Origin of the sequence: Aquipuribacter aurantiacus (assembly GCF_051216895.1) — a bacterium.
In the GTDB taxonomy this organism is placed as follows: Bacteria; Actinomycetota; Actinomycetes; order Actinomycetales; family JBBAYJ01; genus Aquipuribacter.
Genome location: NZ_JBPKAO010000003.1, coordinates 208,775 through 229,520 on the forward strand (window position 1 = coordinate 208,775; position 20,746 = coordinate 229,520).

The window sequence follows — 20,746 nt, forward strand, 5'->3', positions numbered from 1 at the left end:
GCCACCGAGGAGGAGCCATGGCCGAGGACACCCAGCAGTTCTGGTTCAACACCGAGACCAAGCAGGTCGAGCAGGGGCGTCAGTCGCACTACACGAACCGGATGGGTCCCTACCCGACCCGCGAGGCAGCGTCCAAGGCGCTCGAGACGGCGGCCGCCCGGACCGAGAAGTGGGACGAGGAGGACGAGGGGTGGGAGAAGGGACCACAGGGTTGAGTCGACTTGACTGAAGCCGGGTTGAGCGTCTTACACTCAACTCGGTTCCGGAGGGACCGGGACCACGTATCTCCCGCAGGAGGTCTGCCATGGCTCTCGGACGCACGTTCTTCACCGACATGGACCGGGTCTTCGAGGACATGACCCGGGGCATGTCGGCCCAGACGGTCGGCTTCGGCGCGGTCGACGCCTACGTCGACGTCGAGTCGGGTCGGCTCACCGCCCGGTTCGACCTGCCCGGCGTCGACCGGGACTCCCTGAACGTCCGTGTCGCCGGGGACGCGTTGGTCGTCGAGGCGCACCGCACGGCACCCCAGCTGGGCCGCAGCCACAAGGTGCTGGCGGCCGAGCGCAGCGCCGGCCAGGTCCGACGCATCTTCCGCACCGGTCTGAACCTCGACGCCGACAGCGTCTCCGCCCACTTCGACGACGGGGTGCTGACGGTCGAGGCCGGCACCCGCACGCCGGGACGTACCGTGCAGGTCAGCTTCGGCGAGGGCAGCTCGCAGACGTCGATCGGCGGATCGCCGGACCAGGACCGCACCAGTCAGGGGTGAACGGCACGGTCGTCGTCGGCAACGGGCGGGTCCGGGCGACTCACCTAGACTCCCCCGCATGCCGACGACGACCGACCGCCCGCCCGTCCGGCCCGGTGCGGTCAGCCCGCGACGCCCGGTACCGGCCCACATCCGACGACCCGAGTACGTCGACCGCCCCCGGGCCGCGACCTACACCGGCCCCGAGGTCAAGGACGCCGCGACCATCGCCGCCATGCGGGTGGCGGGCCGGCTGGCCGCCGACGCGCTGCAGGCCGTCGGCCGTGCGGTCGCGCCGGGCGTGACCACCGACGAGCTCGACCGCGTGGGGCACGAGTACCTCGTCGAGCGGGGCGCCTACCCGTCCACGCTCGGCTACCCGGGCCACGGGGCGCCGCCGTTCGCCAAGTCGCTGTGCACGTCGGTCAACGAGGTGGTCTGCCACGGCATCCCCGACGACTCCGTCCTGCTCGAGGGCGACATCGTCAACGTCGACATCACCGCGTACCTGGACGTGGACGGGATCGCCGTGCACGGCGACACCAACGCCACGTTCTGCGTGGGCGAGGTCAGCGAGGAGGTCGCCCTGCTGGTGGAGCGCACCCGCGAGGCCACGATGCGGGGCATCAAGGCCGCCATGCCCGGGCGCCAGGTCAACGTCATCGGCCGCGTCATCGAGAAGTACGCGAGCCGGTTCGGCTACGGCGACGTCGCCGCGTTCACCGGGCACGGCATCGGCACGGCGTTCCACTCCGGTCTCGTGGTGCCCCACTACGACGCGGCACCGGAGTACGACACCGTCATCGAGCCGGGCATGACCTTCACGGTCGAGCCGATGATCACCCTGGGCTCCTCCCAGCACCGGATGTGGGACGACGGCTGGACGGCCGTCACGGCGGACGGGTCCTGGACGGCCCAGTTCGAGCACACCCTGCTCGTCACCGAGTCCGGGCCCGAGCTGCTCACCGTGCCCACCGACGGGCAGCTGGCGTGAGCGCGCCGCGCTACGCGGTCGGCCTGGACATTGGCGGCTCCGGCATCAAGGCCGCCGTCGTCGACGTCGAGGCCGGGGAGCTCGCCGCCGAGCGGCTCCGCATCCCCACGCCGGAAGGCGGCAAGCCCGACGAGGTCGTCCTGGTCGCCTCCGCCGTGGTGGCCAAGGTCGTGCTGAGCGGCCCCGAGCCCACGACCCGCACCGTCGGCGTCGGGTTCCCGGCCGTCGTCCAGCACGGCGTCACCCGTACCGCCGCCAACGTGCACTCCGACTGGATCGACGCCAAGGCCGCCGAGATGCTCACCACCGCGGTCGACCGGCCCTGCGTCGTGGCCAACGACGCGGACGTGGCCGGCCTCGCCGAGGTCCGCTTCGGCGCGGGCCGGGACGTGGCCGGTGTCGTGGTGGTCACCACGCTCGGCACCGGCATCGGCAGCGCCCTGTTCGTCGACGGTGTCCTGGTGCCGAACACCGAGTTCGGGCACCTCGAGGTCGACGGCGCCGACGCCGAGTCCCGCGCCGCCGACAGCGCCCGTGAGCGCGAGGACCTGTCCTGGAAGGACTGGGCCAAGCGGTTGCAGCGCTACTACTCCCAGCTGGAGCTCCTGCTGCAGCCGGACCTGATCATCGTCGGGGGCGGCGTCAGCAAGAAGCACGACAAGTTCCTGCCGCTGCTGGAGCTGCGGTCCACCATCGTCCCCGCCGAGCTGCGCAACGAGGCCGGGATCATCGGCGCCGCCGTCATGGCGGCCGAGAACGAGACGAAGGACGAGACATGAGCGAGCAGCCCACCCCCGGCCCGGGGCAGATCCGCGTCAACATGCCCGACGACCTGGCCGGCGGCGACTACGCCGACTTCGTCCGCGTCTGGCACGGCAAGGACATCTTCACCCTCGACTTCGCCGCACTGGTGGCCCCGATGAGCCCCGAGGGGACCACCGCCCGGGTGGTGTCGCGGGTGCGGATCCCCCCCAGCCAGGTGTTCGAGATCATGAAGGCCCTCGAGCGCTCCCTGACGGCGTGGGAGAAGGAGCACGGCCAGGGGGCCTGATCCGGCCCGTCCGCAGATCCGCCCGGCGCCGACGCTCCAGCCGGACCGGGTTCCTGCCGATCCCCACGGGGTCCTACCTGGACCCGGCGCTTGAGTGGAGGATCGCCCGTGCTGCCGCACGCCTCCCACCTGCCCCGGCAGGCCGAGAACCAGGACGGGGACCGCGGCCGCGACGACCTCCGGTCGACCGACCGTCACCGCCTCGAGGAGGCCTACGCGCTCACCGGTCTGGCCTGGTGGGAGTGGGACGTCCGGACCGGACGGCTCGGCTGGTCGGAGGGGATGCGCCGCCTGGCCGGCCTCGAGCACCTGGACCGTGAACCGACGATCGAGGACTGGGCCCCGCTGCTGGAGCCGGCGGACGTGGCCGCCACGACGGTCCTGGAGCACCAGGCGCTGACCGCCGGCACCCCCTACCGGCACGTCTTCCGGATCCGGACACCCACCGGCGCGCTGCGCTACCTCGAGTCCTGGACCGGTCCGCTGCGCGACGCCGCCGGGGACATCGTCGGCCTGCGCGGGGCCACGCTGGACGTGTCGGACCGGGAGTCCGCCCAACGGGCCCACCACGCCAGCGAGGCGCAGTTCCAGGTGGTGTTCGACCACGCCCCGCACGGGATGGCCATGATCTGGCTGCAGGGCGACCGCGCCGGCCACCTGATCCGGGCCAACGACGCGTTCGCCCGGCTGCTGGGGTGGGACCGGGCCACAGAGCTGCTCGGCCGGTCGCTCACCAGCTGGACGCCGCCGGAGGAGCGGCCCCGGTCCCGGGCCCGGTTCGACGCCATGGCGCAGGGCCGCTCCCGCGGCAGCGCCTACTCCCGGCAGTACCTGCGCCGCGACGGCAGCGTGGTGCACGCCTGGGTGACCACCGCCGTGGTCGACGACGAGTCCGGCGTCCCCGAGTTCGCCATCGCGCACTGCATCGACGACACCGGACGACGTCGCCACGTCCGCCAGCTGGAACGGCTGGCCCGCACCGACGCGCTCACCGGGCTGGCCAACCGGAGCGTGGTCGACGACGAGCTCGCCTCGTCCGGGCCCGCGGGCCCCGGCGCGGTCTCGGGGCTGCTGCTGATGGACCTCGACCGGTTCAAGCTCATCAACGACAGCCAGGGTCACCCCGTCGGGGACGCCCTGCTGGTGCAGGTCGCACGCCGGCTGCGTGGCGCCGTCCCCGCGGCGCACACGGTCGCCCGGCTGGGCGGCGACGAGTTCGTGGTCGTCGTGCACGCCGCACCCGACGCGTCCCAGGCACCCGACGGGGCGCCGTCGCAGGCCCTGGGCGTCGCCGAGGCCGTGGTGCAGGCCCTCCGCGAGCCGTTCGACCTGCCGGGCGGCGAGCGCGTCGTGCTCACCACCAGTGTCGGGGTGGCCCTGGTCGGGGACGAGGGCTCCACGCGGGACCTGCTCAAGCACGCGGACCTGGCGCTCTACGAGGCCAAGGACGTCGGCCGCAACCGGGTCGTCCGGTTCGACACCCGGCTCCGGAACCGCAACGCGGCGCGGGTCCGTCAGGAGGCGCTGCTGCGCTCCGCGCTGAGGCACGGCGGCCTGCGCGTGGAGCTGCAGCCCGTGGTGGCGCTCGCCGACGGCTCCGTCGTCGGGGCCGAGGCGCTGGTCCGGCTCGACGGGCCCGACGGCTCCCCCGTGCACACCGGGGACCTGGTCAGGGTGGCCGAGGAGACCGGCCTGGTGGTGGGACTGGACCTGTGGGTGATGGGCGAGGTCGCCCGGCTGCTGCAGGTGGACGCCCACCGGCAGCAGGCCGGCCTGCCCGCCCGGCTGCCGGGCCGCGTCGCGGTCAACGTCTCGGGCCGGACCATCGAGGACGGCGACTTCGTGTCCCGCGCGCGAGCGGTGCTGGCCGCCTCCGGCGCGTCCCCCGACCGGTTCTCGGTCGAGCTCACGGAGACGTCGCTGCTGCACGACAGCGGCCTGGTCGAGCGGGCCGTGGACGAGCTGGTGGCCCTGGGCGTCCACGTCGGCATCGACGACTTCGGCACCGGCTACTCCGCGCTGGCGTACCTGCCCCGGTTCCCGCTGCGCTTCCTCAAGATCGACATGTCGTTCGTGCAGCGGCTGGGGACCTCACGCCGCTCCGACGCGGTCGTCGCCGCGATCGTCGACCTGGCCCACGCGCACGACATGACCGTCGTGGCCGAGGGGGTCGAGACCAGCCAGCAGGCCGACGCGCTGCGTTCGATGGGCTGCGAGCACGGGCAGGGCTGGTTGTTCGGCCGTCCCGCCCCCGTCGACCTGTCCTGAGCCCGGGCCGGCTCACGGCGCGGCCTCCGCCCGCGACGCCCCCGACGGCGGCCCCGCTGTCACCGGAGGGCCGGCGGGCGTGACAGGCTCGGCTCCCGTGACCGAGATGCCCAGCACCCCCAGCGCCGAGCTCCCCCCGGACAACCCCTTCGCCGCCGCCAGCGACCTGCCCTACGAGCTGCCGCCGTTCGACCGCATCCGCGAGGAGCACGTCGGACCGGCCGTGCTCGCCGGCATGGCCCAGCAGCGTGCCGAGTGGGAGGCCGTCGCGGTCCAGGCGCCCCCGTTCACCCTGGCCGGCACGGTCGAGGCCCTCGAGCGCAGCGGCGCCCTGCTGGCGCGGGCGACGGCCTACCTGAACGCCATGTCCAGCGCCCACGCCACCGCGGGCATCCGTGCCGTCGACACCGAGGTCACGCCGCTGCTCGCCGCCCACCACGACGCCCTCGCCCTGGACGGGCGGATCTTCGCGCAGGTCGACGACCTGCACGCCCGCCGCGCCGAGCTGGGCCTGGACCCGGTGCAGCTGCGCCTGCTGGAGCGCTACCACCGCGACTTCGTGCGCTCCGGGGCCGCGCTGGCCCAGGCCAGCCAGGTGCGGCTGCGCGAGATCAACACCGAGCTGTCCACCCTCACCCAGCGCTTCGACACCCTCGTCACCGACGCGTCCAACGCGGCCGCGCTGCACCTGAGGGACGCGGCCGAGCTGGCCGGGCTGAGCGAGGGTGCCGTCGAGGCCGCCCGCGCCGCCGCGCTCGACCGCGGGGTGGACGGCTGGGTCATCACCCTGGTGCTGCCCACCCCGCAGCCCACGCTGGCCGCGCTGTCCGACCGGGACGTCCGCCGTCGGCTGCACGAGGCCGCCGTCAGCCGGGGCCTGCGCGGGGCGACCGACACCCGTCCCCTGCTCACCCGCACGGCCGCGCTGCGGGCGGAGCGGGCCGGCCTGTTCGGGTTCGCCAGCCACGCCGACTACGTCCTGGACGACCAGACGGCCGGGAGCGTGGCCGCGGTCGACCGGGTGCTGCAGGGCATGACCCCGGTCGCGGCCGCCAACGCGCGGGCCGAGGCCGAGGAGCTGGAGGCCGCGCTGCACGCCGACGGGCACGACGGCCCGCTGCAGCCGTGGGACCACGCCTACTACTCCGAGCGGGTCCGCCGGGCCCGGTTCGCCGTCGACGCCGACGACCTGCGCCCCTACCTGGAGCTGGACCGTGTGCTGCGCGACGGCGTGCTCCGGGCCGCCGAGCTGCTGTACGGCCTCACGTTCACCGAGCGGGCCGACCTGCCCGGCTACCACCCGGACGTGCGGGTCTTCGAGGTGCACGACACCGACGGGAGCGGCCTGGGGCTGTTCGTCTGCGACTGGTACGCACGGCCCACCAAGCGGGGCGGGGCCTGGATGACGACCTTCGTCGACCAGTCCCACCTGCTCGGGCAGCGGCCCGTCGTCACCGTCTGCCTGAACGTGCCGCGCCCGCCCGAGGGACGGCCCGCCCTGCTCAGCCCCGACGAGGTGGACACGGCGTTCCACGAGTTCGGCCACGCCCTGCACGGGTTGTTCTCCGACGTGCGCCACCCCCGCTTCTCCGGCACGTCGGTGCCCCGGGACTACGTCGAGTTCCCGTCGCAGGTCAACGAGATGTGGGCCTGGCACCCCGCGGTCCTGCCCCACTACGCCCGCCACCACGAAACGGGCGAGGCGCTGCCGGAGGACCTGCTGGTCGCCCTGCGCGAGGCCCTGGCCTACGGCGAGGGGTTCCGGACCACGGAGTACCTGGGCGCGACCCTGCTCGACCTCGCCTGGCACGCCCTGCCCGCCGGGTCCGCCGTCGCCGCCGACGACGTCGAGGGGTTCGAGGCCGACGTGCTGGCCGGGCAGGGCCTCGACGTGCCGAGCGTGCCCCCGCGCTACCGCAGCACGTACTTCTCGCACGTGTTCGCGGGCGGCTACAGCGCCGGGTACTACGGCTACATCTGGTCGGAGGTCCTGGACGCCGAGCTGGTGGGCTGGTTCACCGACAACGGCGGGCTGCGCCGCGAGCTGGGCGACACGTTCCGGCGCGAGCTGCTGTCGCGGGGCGGGTCGGTCGACCCCATGGCGGCGTTCGTGGCCGTCCGCGGGCGGGAGCCGCGACCGGAGCCGCTGCTGCGGCGTCGTGGCCTGCTCGTCGACGCGCCGGGCGGCGCCAGCGGTGCCTGAGGCGTCCGGGGCGCCCGGGGTCCGGGCGGGCTTGGTCGAGCGACTCGACGGGTACCTCACCGGTCGTGGCTGACACCAGTACCCGGACCAGCACCCCCACGGGCACCCAGCAGGGTCCCGGCGCGGGGTTCCGCGGTGACGTCGAGGGCCTGCGGGCGGTGGCGGTCGTCGCGGTCGTGCTGTTCCACGCCGACCTGCCCGGCCTGAGCGGCGGCTACGTCGGGGTCGACGTGTTCTTCGTCCTGTCCGGGTTCCTCATCACCGGCCTGCTGGTGTCCGAGGTCCGCCGCACCGGCACGGTGTCGCTGCGCCGGTTCTGGGCCCGTCGGGCCCGCCGCCTGCTGCCCCTGGCCACGCTGGTGTCGGCGGTGACGCTGGCCGTCTCGTGGTTGGTGATGTCGCCGCTGGAGCTGCGCGACGTGGCCGCGGACGCGGTCTGGAGCGCGTTCTTCGCCATGAACTGGCACCTGGCCCGGGAGGGCGTCGACTACATGGCCGCCGACGCGGCCACGCCCTACCAGCACTTCTGGTCCCTCGCGGTCGAGGAGCAGTTCTACCTGGTGTGGCCGCTGCTGGTCATCGGGCTGCTGCTGCTGGTGCGCCTGCTGGGCCGCCTCGGTGTCCCACGGTCCGGGGACTCGTTCGTCCCGCTGCTCACCGCGGTCACCGCGGTCCTGGTCGTGGTCTCCTTCGTCCACGGCGTCGTGCTCACCGCCCAGGCCCAGCCGTTGGCGTACTTCCTGCCCTGGAGCCGGGCCTGGGAGCTGGGCGTGGGGGCCCTGGTGGCGCTGGGCGCCGTGCGGCTGGCCCGCCTGCCCGGACCGGTGCGCGAGGTGCTGGCCCCGGTCGGGCTGCTGGCCGTGCTGCTGGCCTGCGTCCTGCTGGACAGCTCCACCCCGTTCCCCGGCACCGCGGCCCTGCTGCCCGTGCTCGGCACCGCCGCCGTGCTGGTGGCGGGCCTGGGCGGGTCGACGGCGCTGGGGCGGCTGCTGTCGGTCGGGCCGATGCGCACGATCGGGCGGCTGTCCTACGGCTGGTACCTGTGGCACTGGCCGGTGCTGCTGCTGGCCCCCCGCGTGCTCGGCGCCGAGCCCGGCCTGCTGCTGGGCCTGGCGCTGGCCGGGCTGTCGCTGGCCCTGGCGGCCGTGACGTACGCGCTGCTGGAGGACCCGGTGCGGCGCCGGCGTTCCCTGGTCGCCAGCCCGGCCCGCTCGTTGGCCGTCGGCGCGGCGTGCGTGCTGGTGGCGTACGGGGCCGGCACGGCGACCGCCGGGCTCGTCCCGCCGGCCCGCGGCGACGGGCCGATGGTGTCCTCGGTGCAGGCGGGCGGGGGCGGCGAGACCGAGGTGCGCCGGGCGGTCCAGGAGTCCCACGACCTCGAGCGGGTCCCCGTCAACCTGCGCCCGGTGCTGGACCGCGCCGAGGACGACGTGGCCCGCGCCCGCAACGAGGACGGCATCTCGTGCATGGTCGCCGCCGAGCACGTCGACGTGTCCCGTGAACCGGGCGCGTCCTGCGTGTTCGTCGACCCGCCCGACGCCCAGGCCACCGTGGTCCTCACCGGGGACTCCCACGCCTACCAGTGGTACCCCGCGATGCAGCGGATCGCCGAGCAGCAGGACTGGCGGCTGGTGGTGATGACCAAGGCCGGCTGCCCGCTCTACGACGTCACCATGTTCAACAACACCTTCAACCGCGACTACACCGAGTGCGAGCAGTGGCGCGACCGGGCGATGCAGCGCATCGAGGCCGAGGAGCCCGACATGGTGGTCGTGTCGGCGGCCGTGTTCTCGCCCCGCGAAGGTGACTTCGCGCAGCGGTGGGCCGCGGGGGTCACCCGGTCCACCGAGCAGCTGCAGGAGCGCACCGGAGCCCTGGTCGTGTCGCTGCAGGACACCCCGATCCCCGGCCGTGACGTCCCGCGCTGCGTGGCGGAGAACCTGGACGACGTCCAGGCCTGCACCGCCACCCGCGACCGGGCCCTGACCGACCTGGACCGTCGGCAGGCCACCGCGCAGGCCGCGCTGGCCGCCGGGGCCGTGGTCGTGGACCCGGTGCCGTGGTTCTGCGAGGAGGGCTGCCCGCCCATCATCGGCAACACCCTCGCCTACCACGACGGCGACCACATCAGCGCGACCTACGCCCAGCAGCTGGCCCCGCTGCTGGCGGACCGGCTGGCCGGAGCCCTTCGCAGCGCGCGTCCGGCGGCATAAGGTCCGTAGATGACCAAGCACCCCCACCGCGTCCCGCGCGCGGTGTACGAGACCGAGCTGCTGCGTCTGCAGGCCGAGCTGGTGACCATGCAGGAGTGGGTGCGCAGCACCGGGCAGCGGATGGTGGTCGTCTTCGAGGGCCGTGACGCCGCCGGCAAGGGCAGCACCATCAAGCGGATCACCCAGTACCTCAACCCCCGCGTCGCCCGTATCGCCGCGCTGCCGGCCCCCAGCGGCCGCGAGCGCAGCCAGTGGTACTTCCAGCGCTACGTGGCCGAGCTGCCCGCCGCCGGCGAGATCGTCCTGTTCGACCGGTCCTGGTACAACCGGGCCGGCGTCGAGCGCGTGATGGGCTTCTGCACCGACGACGAGTACCGCCGGTTCCTGCACCAGTGCCCCATCTTCGAGCGGTTGCTCGTGGAGGACGGCATCCTGCTGCGCAAGTACTGGTTCTCGGTCAGCGACGGCGAGCAGGAGGCCCGGTTCCGGTCCCGGCTGGAGGACCCGATGCGGCGCTGGAAGCTGTCGGGCATGGACCTGGAGTCCATCACGCACTGGGAGGACTACTCCCGCGCCAAGGACCAGATGATGGTCCACACCGACATCCCCGAGGCCCCCTGGTGGGTGGTCGACAGCGACGACAAGCGCCGGTCGCGGCTCAACATGATCAGCCACCTGCTGTCCAGCGTGGACCACGACCAGGCCGAGGCGCCCCGGCTCAAGCTGCCCAAACGGCCCCCGTCGAAGGGGTACGAGCGCCCGCCGCGCGACACGCAGAAGTACGTCCCCGACCACGCCGCGACGCTGCTGGGCTGAACCGGGACCGGGGCCGGTGGTGCGAGCCGATGCCCACCGTCACCGGTCCGGCGGCGTAGGCCGACGGCGCGCGCCGGGCCTGGCCCGCTGACTGCTCCCCCTGGTGGCCGTCCGGTCTGCGCCCCGCACGAGGGGCTCGTGCCGCCGGACCCACCGTGCGGGACGACCGGGCCCACGGTGTGGGACGGACCTGGCCCACCGTGCGGGACGACCGGACCCACCGTGCGGGACGGACCTGGCCCACCGTGCGGGACGACCTGGCCCATCGTGTGGGACGAAACGTGACGCCGCAGGGGCTCCCGGCGACCGGAACGTCCCACACGACGGGCCGAGGCGACCGGAACGTCCCACACGGGGGTCCGTCGGGCGCGCCGGGGGCGTGGGTCAGCCCCGGTGGGCCTCGCCCCGGCGGGCCTCCGCCCGGCGCCGCAGCCAGCGCCGGGACGCCGGGGGCGGTCGTCCGTGGGACAGCAGCACGGCGTTCAGCTGACCACCGAGCAGCAGCGACAGGCACAGCAGGTAGACCCACAGCATGACGATGACGCCGCCGCCGAACGCGCTGAGGATCGGGTTGCCGTCGGCGACCAGCACCAGGTAGAGGTGGAAGCCGGCGCTGCCCAGCAGCCAGAGCACCGCGGTCAGGGACGCGCCCGGCAGGGCGTCGCGCCAGCGGGTGCGGGTGTTGGGCGCCGCGTGGAACACCACCGTGGTCCAGGCCACGACGGCGAGCACCATGACCGGCAGACGCACCACGTCCCAGACGAAGGTGAACGTGGACCCCAGCCCGACGAGGTCCGCGAGGCCCTCGCCCCGCCCGAACAGCGGCCCGACCACCAGGACCGTGAGCGACAGGACCAGCATGAGCAGCGTCCCCAGCGCCAGGGCCAGGCCCAGCAGGCGGCGACGCCACCACGGCCGGCTCTCGGTGGCCGTGTAGGACAGGTTCAGGGCGTTGATGAGGACGTCGAACGCCGTGGACAGCGTCACCAGCCCGCCGATCCCGGCCACGGTGAGCAGCTGGCTGCGCCCACCGGAGAACAGGTCCTCCACCGACGCGACCGCGGCGGAGGCGTCGTCGGTGAGCACCAGGCGCAGCGCCGTGACGACCCGCTGCTGCACCTCCACCGCGAGGCCCTGACCGATCAGGACGTCCAGGACGCCCAGCAGGCCGGCGGCGATCAGCAGGGCCGGGAACACCCCGAGGACGACGAAGAAGGCCGTCTCGGCGCCCAGGCCGAGCAGCCGGTTGTCCGACGTGCGTGCCCCCAGCTCACGAAGGACGCGGCGGGTGCGGCGGACCCGCGTCGACCGGGGTCCGGCGGTGCTGCCTGTCCGGGTGGGTGCGGGGCCGGCGGTGTCGGTCGTCACGCTCACCCCCTGGGTGCTGGTCGGCCGTTCGGAGCCCCCAGCGTCCCCCCGACGGGGTGCTCCCGCGCGGCGGGCGCGCGGGAGACCCCCCACCGGTCCTCGTGCCGCCCGGCGCCTCGACACCGACGAGCCGGCTGCAGCGCCCTGGTCGGGTCCGCCCGGGACGTTGGTCCCTCGCCGACGACGCCCCCGCGGGCCAGTCTGCCGGGGTCAGGGCCGCGCCCGGCCGCCCCGGACGTGAGGAGAGCGTCGTGGACCGCAACCGGCAGGTCGGGCGTCAGGCCCTCGTCATCGGGCTCACGCTGCTGCTGCTGGGCCTCGCGGCCTGCGCCGCCGGCCCCAACCCCGAGGTCTCCCCCGACGCCGACGCCGGGTTCTGGCTCGGGCTGTGGCACGGGCTGATCGCCCCGGTCACCTTCGTGGTGTCCCTGTTCACGGACTCGGTGTCGGTGTACGAGGTCGCCAACACGGGTGGCTGGTACGACTTCGGCTACGTGCTGGGGTTGTCGGTGGCGTTCGGCGGGTCGGCCGGCGGCGGGGCGGCGACCTCGCGCCGGGCCCGCTCGCGACGCTGACGTCGCGGGCTGCCCCCCGGTCCCCGCGAGACGCGACGGCCCCCGGGCCCGTCAGCCGCCGAGCGGGCCGCGAGGACCGTGGGCCAGTGCGACCTGCGCGAACAGGTCGGCCCGCTGCTCCCGCAGCGACGCCTTCGCGAAGCCGTACATCGGGTCGGAACGGTCGAGGCCACGCTCGGGCGCCTGGGCCAGGCTCCGTTCGAGCAGGTCGCCGAACCGGTCCGCGTCGACCAGGCCCGCGCACACCTCGCACGCCGCCCACGGCCGCTCGCCCCGGTCGTCGGTACGGCCGCTGACCGGCGAGGTGGTGCGGATGGCGGTGCTCACCGGGTACTCGCAGACGGGCTCGGCGACGTCGCAGAAGTCGCAGCGGGGGTTGCTCACGACGCCAGGTTACGGCGGCACCGCGGTCCCTCCCGACTGTTGACACGGTGTGACCCGACTGCTTGGCTGCGCCGATCCGGCCACACCCAGGCCGCCTCCGAGGGGATACCGATGGTCCGCACACACCGCCGTGGGCTCGTCGTCGCGATCGCGACCACGTCCGCCCTGGCCCTCACCCTGCCGATGGCGAGCGCCACCGCCGTCACCCCGGCCCCGCAGGACCCGCCCGGCATCGAGGTCCGGGACGGCCTGACGCAGCCCATCCACGACTTCGCGTCCGCGATCACCCAGCGGGTCTGGGTCGAGACGGACCTGGACACCGACTCCGACGGCCGGCTGGACCGGGTCCTGGTGGACCTGTCCCGCCCCGCCGCCACCGAGGACGGCCTCCAGGTCCCGGTCGTCCTGGAGGTGAGCCCCTACCGCTCCGGCACCTGGGGCGCCGCGCCGTTCCACACCGACCTCGACCCCTCCCGGCTGCCGCAGTCGAGCTTCGCCCCGGCCGGGTCGTCGATGCGCACGCAGTCGTTCTCGGTGCTGTCCGCCGAGGCCCGCGCCGTCGACCTGCCGGGCCAGCTGGACAACTACTACGTGCCCCGCGGCTACGGGGTCGTGCTGGCGCAGAGCATCGGCACCGGGCAGTCCACCGGCTGCCCCACCACGGGCGACGACGCCGAGACCCGCAGCGCCAAGGCCGTCGTGGACTGGCTGGACGGCCGCGCCCGCGCCTTCGACGCCGTGAGCGGCGGCAGCGAGGTCACCGCGGACTGGACCACCGGCGCGGTCGGCATGACCGGAGCGAGCTACAACGGCACCCTGCCCAACCAGCTCGCCACCTACGGCGACGAGGTCCCCAACCTCAAGACCATCGTGCCGGTCGTGGCCATCAGCGACTGGTACGGCTACTACCGGGAGAACGGCCTGGTCGTCGCCCCCGGCGGCTACCAGGGCGAGGACGCCGACATCCTGGCCAACTTCGTGACCGGCGAGGCGCGTGCCCTGGGCGGGTGCGCCGACGAGATCGCCGAGATCACGACCGACCAGGACCGCGTGACGGGCGACTACAACGACTTCTGGGCCGCGCGCGACTACGTCGACAGGGCCGACGACGTCACCGCGAGCGTGTTCGTGGTCGACGGCCGCAACGACTGGAACGTCAAGCCCCTGCAGTGGTCCCGCTGGTGGGACGCCCTGGCCGAGGCCGGCGTCGAGCGCAAGATCTGGCTGCACAACGGCGGCCACGGCAGCCCCGGCAACGCCGCGGCCTACACGCTGGCGGACGGGCAGCGCTGGACCTACCAGCAGACCGTGCACCGCTGGTTCGACCACGAGCTGTGGGGCGTGGACAACGGCATCACGGCCGAGCCGCGCGCCATCGTGCAGCGTGAGGCGGCCGGGGTCGGCAACGTCACCTACGCCGACTGGCCCATCCCGGGCTCGGCGGACGCCACCCTCACCCTGAGCGCCACGTCCGCGACCGCCCCCGGCGGTCTGGGCACCGTCCGGGCCCGCTCGGTCGAGCAGTCGTTCACCGACAACGGCCGGGTGCGCAACGGCACGTCGCTCATCGCCGGTCCCGACGCCGCCGACGCCAACCGGCTCGTCTACACGACGTCCGCGTTGACCGCGCCCGTCCACCTGTCCGGCACGCCGTCGGTGGACCTGTTCGCCTCGGTGGACAACGACGACGCGGCCAACCTGACCGCGTACCTGGTCGACTACTCACCCACCGGCGCGGCCACCATGGTGACCCGCGGCTGGATGGACGTGCAGAACCGGCAGAGCCGCGAGTGGACGTCGGCCGTGACGCCTGGTCGCGACTACCGGTTCCGGTGGGACCTGCACCCGGACGACTACGTCTTCGCGGCGGGTCACCGGGTCGGGCTCGTGGTGTTCTCCACCGACCGCGACTTCACGCTGCGGCCGGACCCCGGCACCCGGTTGTCGCTGCAGCCCGGGCGCAGCACCGTCACGCTGCCCGTGCTCGGCGGGCGGGACGCCTTCACCCCCTGACGCACGGCCCAGGACGACCCCGGCGCTGCCCTGTGGCGCCGGGGCCGTCCGCCGGGGGCGGCGCTCAGACGCGGGTGGGGCTGTTCTTCACCTCGACGGCCCCGAAGATGGCCGTCGCGCTGACGTCCAGCACGGGGGCGTCGGCGGGCAGCCCCCCGTCGGCCACGGTCTTGTCCTCGTACCCACCGAACACCGGGAGGCCGTGCAGAGCCACGCGCGTGCCCGCCGGGACGATGACGTCCACCCCGCCGAACACGGCGAGCGCGTCGACCCGGGCGCCGGGGTCGACGCGTGCCTCGCGCAGGTCGAGCGTCGCGCCACCCATCACCGCGGCGACGTTGGCGTGCTGGAAGTGCGGTGAGCGGCTCCTCGTCTCCGACCCGCCGAACAGGGCGAAGGTGCTGTCACCGCCCGGGGAGGACGGGTCCGTCGGGCGGCGACGGCCCACGCTGAGCAGCAGGTAGACGCCGACGGCGACGGCGAGCAGCGGCCACAGGTACACGTCGACGTCGGTCTCGACGAGCCGGTCGACCAGGAGCACGACCCCGATGCCGATCACCACCACCGGTCCCAGGCCGAGACGCCGCTGGCTGACCGCCCCGACCGCGCCGAGCGCGACGACGGCCAGGGGCCACCACCGCTCGAGCACCGGCCCGGCGTCCAGCACCTCTGTCGCGTCGAGCAGCCACAGCCCGCCTAGCGCGACGAGCAGACCTCCGAGCCACATCCGCACGGCCATGGTGACCATCTCCTCCGTCCCCTCCAGCGTCCTCGCGGCACCGGTCGGCGCGCAGGGACGAAGGTCCTGACCCGCGGGGGGCGGACAGGACGACGACAGGTCAGCGGTGAGGGGACGAGCCGGCCTGTAAGCCGGGTTCTGTTCCGGCGCTCGCGCGCCGGTGGCGACCATCCATCTACGAGCGCCGTTGCCGACGCCCTCCTGCGGTCTACCCGGACGCTCGGGCGGGCCGCCCTCGAACGCGTCCTGTCTGACCTTGCTCCAGGTGGGGTTTACCTAGCCGCACCGGTCACCCGGCACGCTGGTGGTCTCTTGCACCACCCTTTCACCCTTACCCCCGGCCCGGTCTCCCGGCCCGTTGGCGGTCTTCTCTCTGTGGCACTGTCCCGCGGGTCACCCCGGGTGGGCGTTACCCACCACCTCGCCCTGTGGAGCCCGGACTTTCCTCGGCGGGCCCGGAGGCCCGACGTGGCCGCCCGGCCGACTCGTCCTCGACCAGCCTAGACCGACGCCGCGTCACGGCGCGTCTCACACCTGTCTCACCGGGAGTCAGTACCGTGTCGCGGATGCCGACGACGACGCGCACGCAGACCGGGACCGAGGTCGTCCTCCCGGTCCGGGCCACCGGTGTCCGCAACCTCCTGCTCGCGGTGGCGGTCGTGCTGTGCACGGTGTCGCTGGGGCTGCAGCTGGCCCGGGTGGTCTGGCCCGGCGTCCCGTTCCTGGAGAGCATCGCGGCGATGACGAACGTGTCGCGCGAGGCGAGCCTGCCGACGCTGACGTCGGCCCTGGGCCTGCTGCTGCTGGCGGTGCTGGCCTGGGCCCTCGGCAGCGCCCAGGCGCGGCAGGGCTCGTCACCGTGGTGGGGCCGGGCGGCCGCGGGCGTGGCGGCGTTCATGGCGGTCGACGAGTTCCTCGAGCTGCACGAGCGCATGATCGAGCCCACCCGGGCCGTCCTCGGCGGCGGCACCGGCATCCTCTACTACACGTGGGTCGTCCCGGCCGCGGTGCTGGTGGTCCTGGTCCTGGTCACCGGTGACCGGTGGCTCCGGCGCCTCGGTGCCCCGGCGCGACGGTCCGTGCTGACCGGTGTCGCCGTGTTCCTGGCCGGCGCGATCGGCCTCGAGCTGGTGGCCGGTCTCCTGGTGAGCAGCGGGACGGGGTCCTGGGGGGTCCTCACCGTGCTGTCCACCGCGGAGGAGTTCCTGGAGATGGCCGGTGCCGCGATCGTCGCCGGCGGGCTGCTGACGGCGCTGGCCGGCATGGGGATCCGGTTCGTCCCCACGGAGTGACGGGGGTCCGCCGCTGGACCCCGCGCCGGCCCGGCGTGCACCAGTCGTCCTCCGGAGGAGACCTCGGACCGGTCCTCGGGGTCAGACCTCCGGGTCAGAACAGAGTGGCAGCGCCGTCCGGCGGCACGAACAGCCCGATCCCGTCGACCTCGGCGCCGCCGTCGGCCCAGTGACGGGTCGTGGTCAGGCTGCCGGGCGCCACCCGCAGCCGCCACAGCGCCTGCTCCCCCGCGCCCAGCAGGCGACGCACCACGGAGCGGACGGGCGTCATGTGGCAGACCACGACGACGGTGCCGCCGCGGTGCTGCCGCAGCAGGTCCGCGAGCCCGTCGTGGACCCGCTCCTCCAGGTCGAGCATCGACTCCCCGCCGGGCGGGCGGACGTCGGCGTTCGTCAGCCACGCGCCGAACAGGTCCTTGTCGCGGGACACCACCTCGGCCGCGGTCAGCCCGTCCCAGGCCCCGAACGCGACCTCGGCCCAGCGGTCGTCGACGGTCGGGGTCGGCCAGCCCAGCCGCCCGCCCAGCAGCTCGGCGGTCTGGCGGGCCCGCAGCAACGGCGACACCACGACGGCGTCGACCGGCACGTCCACCAGGAACGGGGCGGCCCCGACGGCGTCCAGGCGACCGACGTCGGTCAGCGGGGCGTCCTCGCCGCGGATGCCGGAGAACCGGCGTTCCTGCGTGAGCCGGGTCCGACCGTGCCGCACGACCACGACCGTGGTGGCCTGGCCCAGGTCGCCCTGGCTCGCGCCCGGAGGCACCGCCGTCGCGGCCCGCGACGGTCGGGGGTCCGGCGCCGGGTCACCCGTGGCGACGGGATCGGTCGGGTCGTGGGGGTCGGTCGGGTCCGGGTCGGCCGCGACCATCGCGATCATGTCCTCGACCGTGCGCTCGACCCCGTCCATGGCGTCGTTGGCCAGCTTGTCGGCCTTGCCGTTCTGGGCGCGCGGCACCCAGGTGTAGCGGACCAGGCCCGCGTCGAAGGCGTCGTGGGCCTGCTTGGCGATGCCGGCCAGGCGGCGGTCCTTGATCTTCCACCGCCCGGACATCTGCTCCACCACGAGCTTGGAGTCCATCCGGACCTCGACCTGGGCGGCGGGGTCGATGGCGTGGGCCATCCGCAAGCCGGCCAGCAGCCCCGAGTACTCGGCGACGTTGTTGGTCGTGTGCCCGCACCGCTCCCCCGCCTCGGCCAGGACGCGGCCCGCCGGGTCCCGCACGAGCGCACCGAAGCCCGACGGGCCGGGGTTGCCCCGGGAACCGCCGTCCGCCTCCACGACCAGCCGGCGAGGGCTGCCCGTGGGGCTCACGCGTCGGTCTTCGCCGGCCGGACGAGGATCCGCTCGCACTCCGGGCAGCGGATCATCTCGTCCGCGGGCTTGGCCATGAGCATGTGGACCTCGGTCGGGGCCATCGGCATCCGGCACCCCTCGCACCGCCCCTCGGCCAGCGCGGCGGCCCCGCTGCCGAGGCGACCACGCAGCCGGTCGTAGACCTTCATCATCGGCTCGGCCAGACCCGTCGAGGCGGCCTTCCGGTCGTCCTCCAGCTCGGCGCGCTGGGAGTCCAGCTCGGCGTAGCGGGCGTCACGGGCCGCCACGACCTGCTCCAGCTCGGCCCGGGCGGCGGCCAGGCGGGTCTCGGTGCCGCCGAGCAGCCCGGCCTGCTCCTCGCGGCGCTCCATCACCTCCAGCTCCACGTCCTCGAGGTCGGACTGCCGACGGGCCAGGCTCTCCAGCTCGTGCTGCAGCCCCATCAGGTCCTTGGAGCTGCCCTGCCCGGAGTCCAGGCGGGTGCGGTCGCGCTCGACGCGGGACCGCACGGCCTGCACGTCGTTCTCGGCGCGGGTGACCTCGCGGTCGAGGTCGGACACCTTGGTCTGCAGCAGCACCACGTCGTCGCGCAGCGTCCCCACCAGGGTCTCCAGCTCGGCGGCACGGGCGGCCTCGGGCAGCTGCTCCCGGGCGTGGGCCACCTGGTCGAGGCGGGTGTCCAGCGCCTGCACCTCGAGCAGCCTCTGCTGGTCGGCGGGGTCGACGGTCACCATGGGTGGACTCCTCGTGGGGCTCGGCGCTTCTGCTGTTGTGACGTGCTCGTCGGGTGCGGGTGCGGGTGCGGGTGCGGGTGGCGCGGTGGACCTCAGGCGCGCGAGGTCCACGGGTCGGTCACGGTACGCGACACGACGACGTCCAGGTGCTCGCCCAGCGGGTCCAGCGAGGCGAGGATCCGCTCGCGCGCGCCCATCAGCCACGGCCACTCGCTGGCCCAGTGGGGCACGTCCACCAGCCACGGGCCGCCCGCCTCGAGCGCGTCGGAGGCCGGGTGGTGGCGCAGGTCCGCCGTCACGAACACGTCCGCCCCCGCCGCGCGGGCCGCCGCGACCAGCGAGTCGCCCGACCCGCCGCAGACCGCGACCCGCTCGATTTGGGCGTGGACCGGACCGGCGATGCGGATGCCGCCGTTGGTGCGCGGCAGCACCCGCGCGACGTGCTCGGCGAAGGCCTGCAGGCTCATCGGCTGCGGCAGCGAGCCGACCCGGCCCAGCCCGCGGACGGCGCCCTGGTCCTGCGGGTCCTCGTCCCGGGCGTCCAGCGGGACCAGCCCGGTCAGGCCGATCGTGCGGGCCAGCGCGTCGGACACCCCGGGGGCGGCGACGTCGGCGTTGGTGTGCGCGGTGAACAGCCCGCACCCCCCGCTGACGAGCCGGTGGATCAGGCGACCCTTGACGGTGTCGGTGCCGATGCCGTGCACGGCCTTGAGCAGCAGCGGGTGGTGGGCGACCAGCAGGTCCACCCCGGCCGCCAACGCCTCGTCCACGACCGTCTCGGTGACGTCGACGGTGAGCAGGACCGTGGACACCGTGGCGTCCACGTCCCCGCAGACCAGGCCGACCGCGTCCCAGTCCTCGGCCAGGTGCCGCGGGTAGGCCTCGTCGAGGGCGGAGACGACGTCGCGCAGGGTGACGGCCATGTGAGGAGACCCTAGTGGACCTCCTGGGGGCCACGGCGGCCCGCCCGACCGGCACGGCGGTGGGCCCGGCCGGGCTCGAACCGACGACACCCGCGGTGTAAGCGCGGTGCTCTGACCAACTGAGCTACAGGCCCCTGCCGGAGAAGGGTATCCGCCTACAGGGCCGCGACGGCGTCCTTGTAGGCCTGCGGGTCCCGCGCCTCGCCCGGTCCCTGGACGAGGCTCCAGCGCAGCACGCCCGAGGAGTCCACCAGGAAGGACCCCCGCGCCGCGAAGCCCAGGCCGGGCATGAACACGCCGTAGGCCTTGGCGGTCTCGCCGTGGGGCCAGAAGTCGCTGAGCAGCGGGAACTCGTACCCCTCGGCGTCGGCCCAGGCGCGCAGCGCGTGCCCGGGGTCGCACGAGATGCCGACGACCTGCACGGCGTCGTTGGCGAACGACGACAGGTCGTCGCGGATCTCGCACAGCTCGCCGGTGCAGGTGCCCGAGAACGCGAACGGGTAGAAGACCAGCAGCACGGCCCGGTCGCCGCCGTCGCGCGTCAGCCCCTCGAGGGTCACCTGCTGCCCGTGCTGGTCCTTGAGCGAGAAGTCCGGGGCGGGGGCCCCGACCTCGGGCAGGGTGCCCTCGGTCGGGATGCCGATGTCTGCCGTGGTGCCTGTGACGGTCACTTACGTCCCTTCGGGCTGGCCAGACGCGTCCCGGACCAGTCCGGGCACGCGCTGATGCTGGAGGTGGCGTGCAGGCCCGCGGTGGGCGCCGCCTCCTCGATGTCGCCGGGCTCGACGTGGTCGGGCCGGCCGAGCTTGGGGGTGAGCAGCCACACGGCGCCGCCCTCCCCGAGGTTGGTCAGGGCGTCCACGAGGGTGTCGACGAGGTCGCCGTCACCGTCGCGGAACCAGACCAGGACGACGTCCGCGACCTCGATCGAGTCCTCGTCCTCCAAGGGCTCGCCCGAGGCCGACTCGACCTGCAGGCGCAGGTCCTCGTCGACGTCGTCGTCCCACCCGAACTCCTGGACGACCTGCCCCGCGGTGATCCCCAAGCGGCGGGCAAGGTCGGTGTCCGCCGGTCTGTCGGCGGTGGCTGACATGCAGTGAGCTCCCT

The 20,746-nt window shown here is 74.2% G+C and carries 20 protein-coding genes, 1 tRNA gene and 1 other RNA gene; 12 read left to right on the forward strand and 10 right to left on the reverse strand.

What is annotated here, in order from left to right; genetic code table 11:
• Positions 1-17 precede the first annotated feature (17 nt).
• From ACR80Q_RS05875 to ppk2, 9 genes are all read left to right on the forward strand, one after another.
• Positions 18-215, forward strand: a complete 198-nt coding sequence (locus ACR80Q_RS05875; protein ID WP_435376646.1) for an SPOR domain-containing protein — start codon at positions 18-20, stop codon at positions 213-215.
• Positions 216-304: 89 nt separating this feature from the next.
• Positions 305-772, forward strand: a complete 468-nt coding sequence (locus tag ACR80Q_RS05880) for an Hsp20/alpha crystallin family protein (protein WP_435376647.1) — start codon at positions 305-307, stop codon at positions 770-772.
• 58 nt (positions 773-830) lie between these two features.
• Complete coding sequence (gene map, locus ACR80Q_RS05885; RefSeq protein ID WP_435376648.1) at positions 831-1,745, forward strand: type I methionyl aminopeptidase; 915 nt, start codon at positions 831-833, stop codon at positions 1,743-1,745.
• Entirely contained in the window at positions 1,742-2,524 is a 783-nt protein-coding gene (ppgK, locus tag ACR80Q_RS05890) for a polyphosphate--glucose phosphotransferase (protein WP_435376649.1), read from the forward strand. The genes map and ppgK overlap by 4 nt, the downstream gene beginning before the upstream one ends.
• A complete protein-coding gene (locus ACR80Q_RS05895; protein ID WP_380167812.1) occupies positions 2,521-2,796 on the forward strand; it encodes a DUF3467 domain-containing protein in 276 nt (91 codons plus the stop codon). Before ppgK ends, ACR80Q_RS05895 begins: the two co-directional genes overlap by 4 nt.
• A gap of 108 nt (positions 2,797-2,904) precedes the next feature.
• On the forward strand, positions 2,905-5,064 hold the full coding sequence (locus ACR80Q_RS05900) for a putative bifunctional diguanylate cyclase/phosphodiesterase (RefSeq protein WP_435376650.1): 2,160 nt from the start codon (positions 2,905-2,907) through the stop codon (positions 5,062-5,064).
• A 106-nt stretch (positions 5,065-5,170) separates the two neighbouring features.
• Positions 5,171-7,267: a M3 family metallopeptidase gene (locus ACR80Q_RS05905; RefSeq protein ID WP_435376803.1), complete on the forward strand. Its 2,097-nt coding sequence runs from the start codon at positions 5,171-5,173 to the stop codon at positions 7,265-7,267.
• Positions 7,268-7,332: 65 nt separating this feature from the next.
• Positions 7,333-9,480 (forward strand): acyltransferase family protein, encoded by a 2,148-nt coding sequence (locus ACR80Q_RS05910; protein ID WP_435376651.1) that lies wholly within the window; start codon positions 7,333-7,335, stop codon positions 9,478-9,480.
• A 9-nt stretch (positions 9,481-9,489) separates the two neighbouring features.
• Positions 9,490-10,296: a polyphosphate kinase 2 gene (gene ppk2, locus ACR80Q_RS05915; RefSeq protein WP_435376652.1), complete on the forward strand. Its 807-nt coding sequence runs from the start codon at positions 9,490-9,492 to the stop codon at positions 10,294-10,296.
• Positions 10,297-10,680: 384 nt separating this feature from the next.
• Here the strand turns inward: ppk2 and ACR80Q_RS05920 are convergent, their stop codons facing one another.
• Entirely contained in the window at positions 10,681-11,664 is a 984-nt protein-coding gene (locus tag ACR80Q_RS05920) for a YihY/virulence factor BrkB family protein (RefSeq protein ID WP_435376653.1), read from the reverse strand.
• 251 nt (positions 11,665-11,915) lie between these two features.
• Between ACR80Q_RS05920 and ACR80Q_RS05925 the strand changes: the two genes are divergently transcribed.
• Complete coding sequence (locus ACR80Q_RS05925; protein WP_435376654.1) at positions 11,916-12,239, forward strand: hypothetical protein; 324 nt, start codon at positions 11,916-11,918, stop codon at positions 12,237-12,239.
• A 51-nt stretch (positions 12,240-12,290) separates the two neighbouring features.
• Here ACR80Q_RS05925 and ACR80Q_RS05930 read toward each other — a convergent pair whose 3' ends face one another.
• Positions 12,291-12,623: a hypothetical protein gene (locus ACR80Q_RS05930; protein ID WP_435376655.1), complete on the reverse strand. Its 333-nt coding sequence runs from the start codon at positions 12,621-12,623 to the stop codon at positions 12,291-12,293.
• A gap of 111 nt (positions 12,624-12,734) precedes the next feature.
• Here ACR80Q_RS05930 and ACR80Q_RS05935 point away from each other — a divergent pair, with 111 nt between their 5' ends.
• Positions 12,735-14,636 (forward strand): Xaa-Pro dipeptidyl-peptidase, encoded by a 1,902-nt coding sequence (locus tag ACR80Q_RS05935; RefSeq protein ID WP_435376656.1) that lies wholly within the window; start codon positions 12,735-12,737, stop codon positions 14,634-14,636.
• A 64-nt stretch (positions 14,637-14,700) separates the two neighbouring features.
• On the opposite strand, the gene ACR80Q_RS05940 is transcribed toward ACR80Q_RS05935, so the two are convergent.
• On the reverse strand, positions 14,701-15,375 hold the full coding sequence (locus ACR80Q_RS05940; protein ID WP_435376657.1) for a LiaF transmembrane domain-containing protein: 675 nt from the start codon (positions 15,373-15,375) through the stop codon (positions 14,701-14,703).
• Between the two features lie 111 nt (positions 15,376-15,486).
• An RNA gene (rnpB, locus tag ACR80Q_RS05945) (RNase P RNA component class A) lies at positions 15,487-15,863 on the reverse strand.
• 78 nt (positions 15,864-15,941) lie between these two features.
• On the opposite strand from rnpB, the gene ACR80Q_RS05950 reads away from it, so the two are divergent.
• A complete protein-coding gene (locus ACR80Q_RS05950; protein ID WP_435376658.1) occupies positions 15,942-16,667 on the forward strand; it encodes a DUF8692 domain-containing protein in 726 nt (241 codons plus the stop codon).
• A 94-nt stretch (positions 16,668-16,761) separates the two neighbouring features.
• Here the strand turns inward: ACR80Q_RS05950 and ACR80Q_RS05955 are convergent, their stop codons facing one another.
• The 6 genes from ACR80Q_RS05955 to ACR80Q_RS05980 form a co-directional block, all read right to left on the reverse strand.
• A complete protein-coding gene (locus ACR80Q_RS05955; protein ID WP_435376659.1) occupies positions 16,762-17,979 on the reverse strand; it encodes a bifunctional RNase H/acid phosphatase in 1,218 nt (405 codons plus the stop codon).
• The gene (locus tag ACR80Q_RS05960) at positions 17,976-18,716 is read right to left on the reverse strand and encodes a zinc ribbon domain-containing protein (RefSeq protein ID WP_435376660.1); all 741 of its coding nucleotides are present in this window, start codon (positions 18,714-18,716) and stop codon (positions 17,976-17,978) included. Before ACR80Q_RS05960 ends, ACR80Q_RS05955 begins: the two co-directional genes overlap by 4 nt.
• Before the next feature lie 92 nt (positions 18,717-18,808).
• Positions 18,809-19,639 (reverse strand): Nif3-like dinuclear metal center hexameric protein, encoded by an 831-nt coding sequence (locus ACR80Q_RS05965; protein ID WP_435376661.1) that lies wholly within the window; start codon positions 19,637-19,639, stop codon positions 18,809-18,811.
• Between the two features lie 60 nt (positions 19,640-19,699).
• Positions 19,700-19,773: transfer RNA gene (locus ACR80Q_RS05970), tRNA-Val, on the reverse strand.
• 21 nt (positions 19,774-19,794) lie between these two features.
• Positions 19,795-20,310, reverse strand: a complete 516-nt coding sequence (locus ACR80Q_RS05975) for a peroxiredoxin (protein ID WP_435376662.1) — start codon at positions 20,308-20,310, stop codon at positions 19,795-19,797.
• Positions 20,307-20,732 (reverse strand): DUF3052 domain-containing protein, encoded by a 426-nt coding sequence (locus tag ACR80Q_RS05980; protein ID WP_435376663.1) that lies wholly within the window; start codon positions 20,730-20,732, stop codon positions 20,307-20,309. Before ACR80Q_RS05980 ends, ACR80Q_RS05975 begins: the two co-directional genes overlap by 4 nt.
• Positions 20,733-20,746 lie beyond the last annotated feature (14 nt).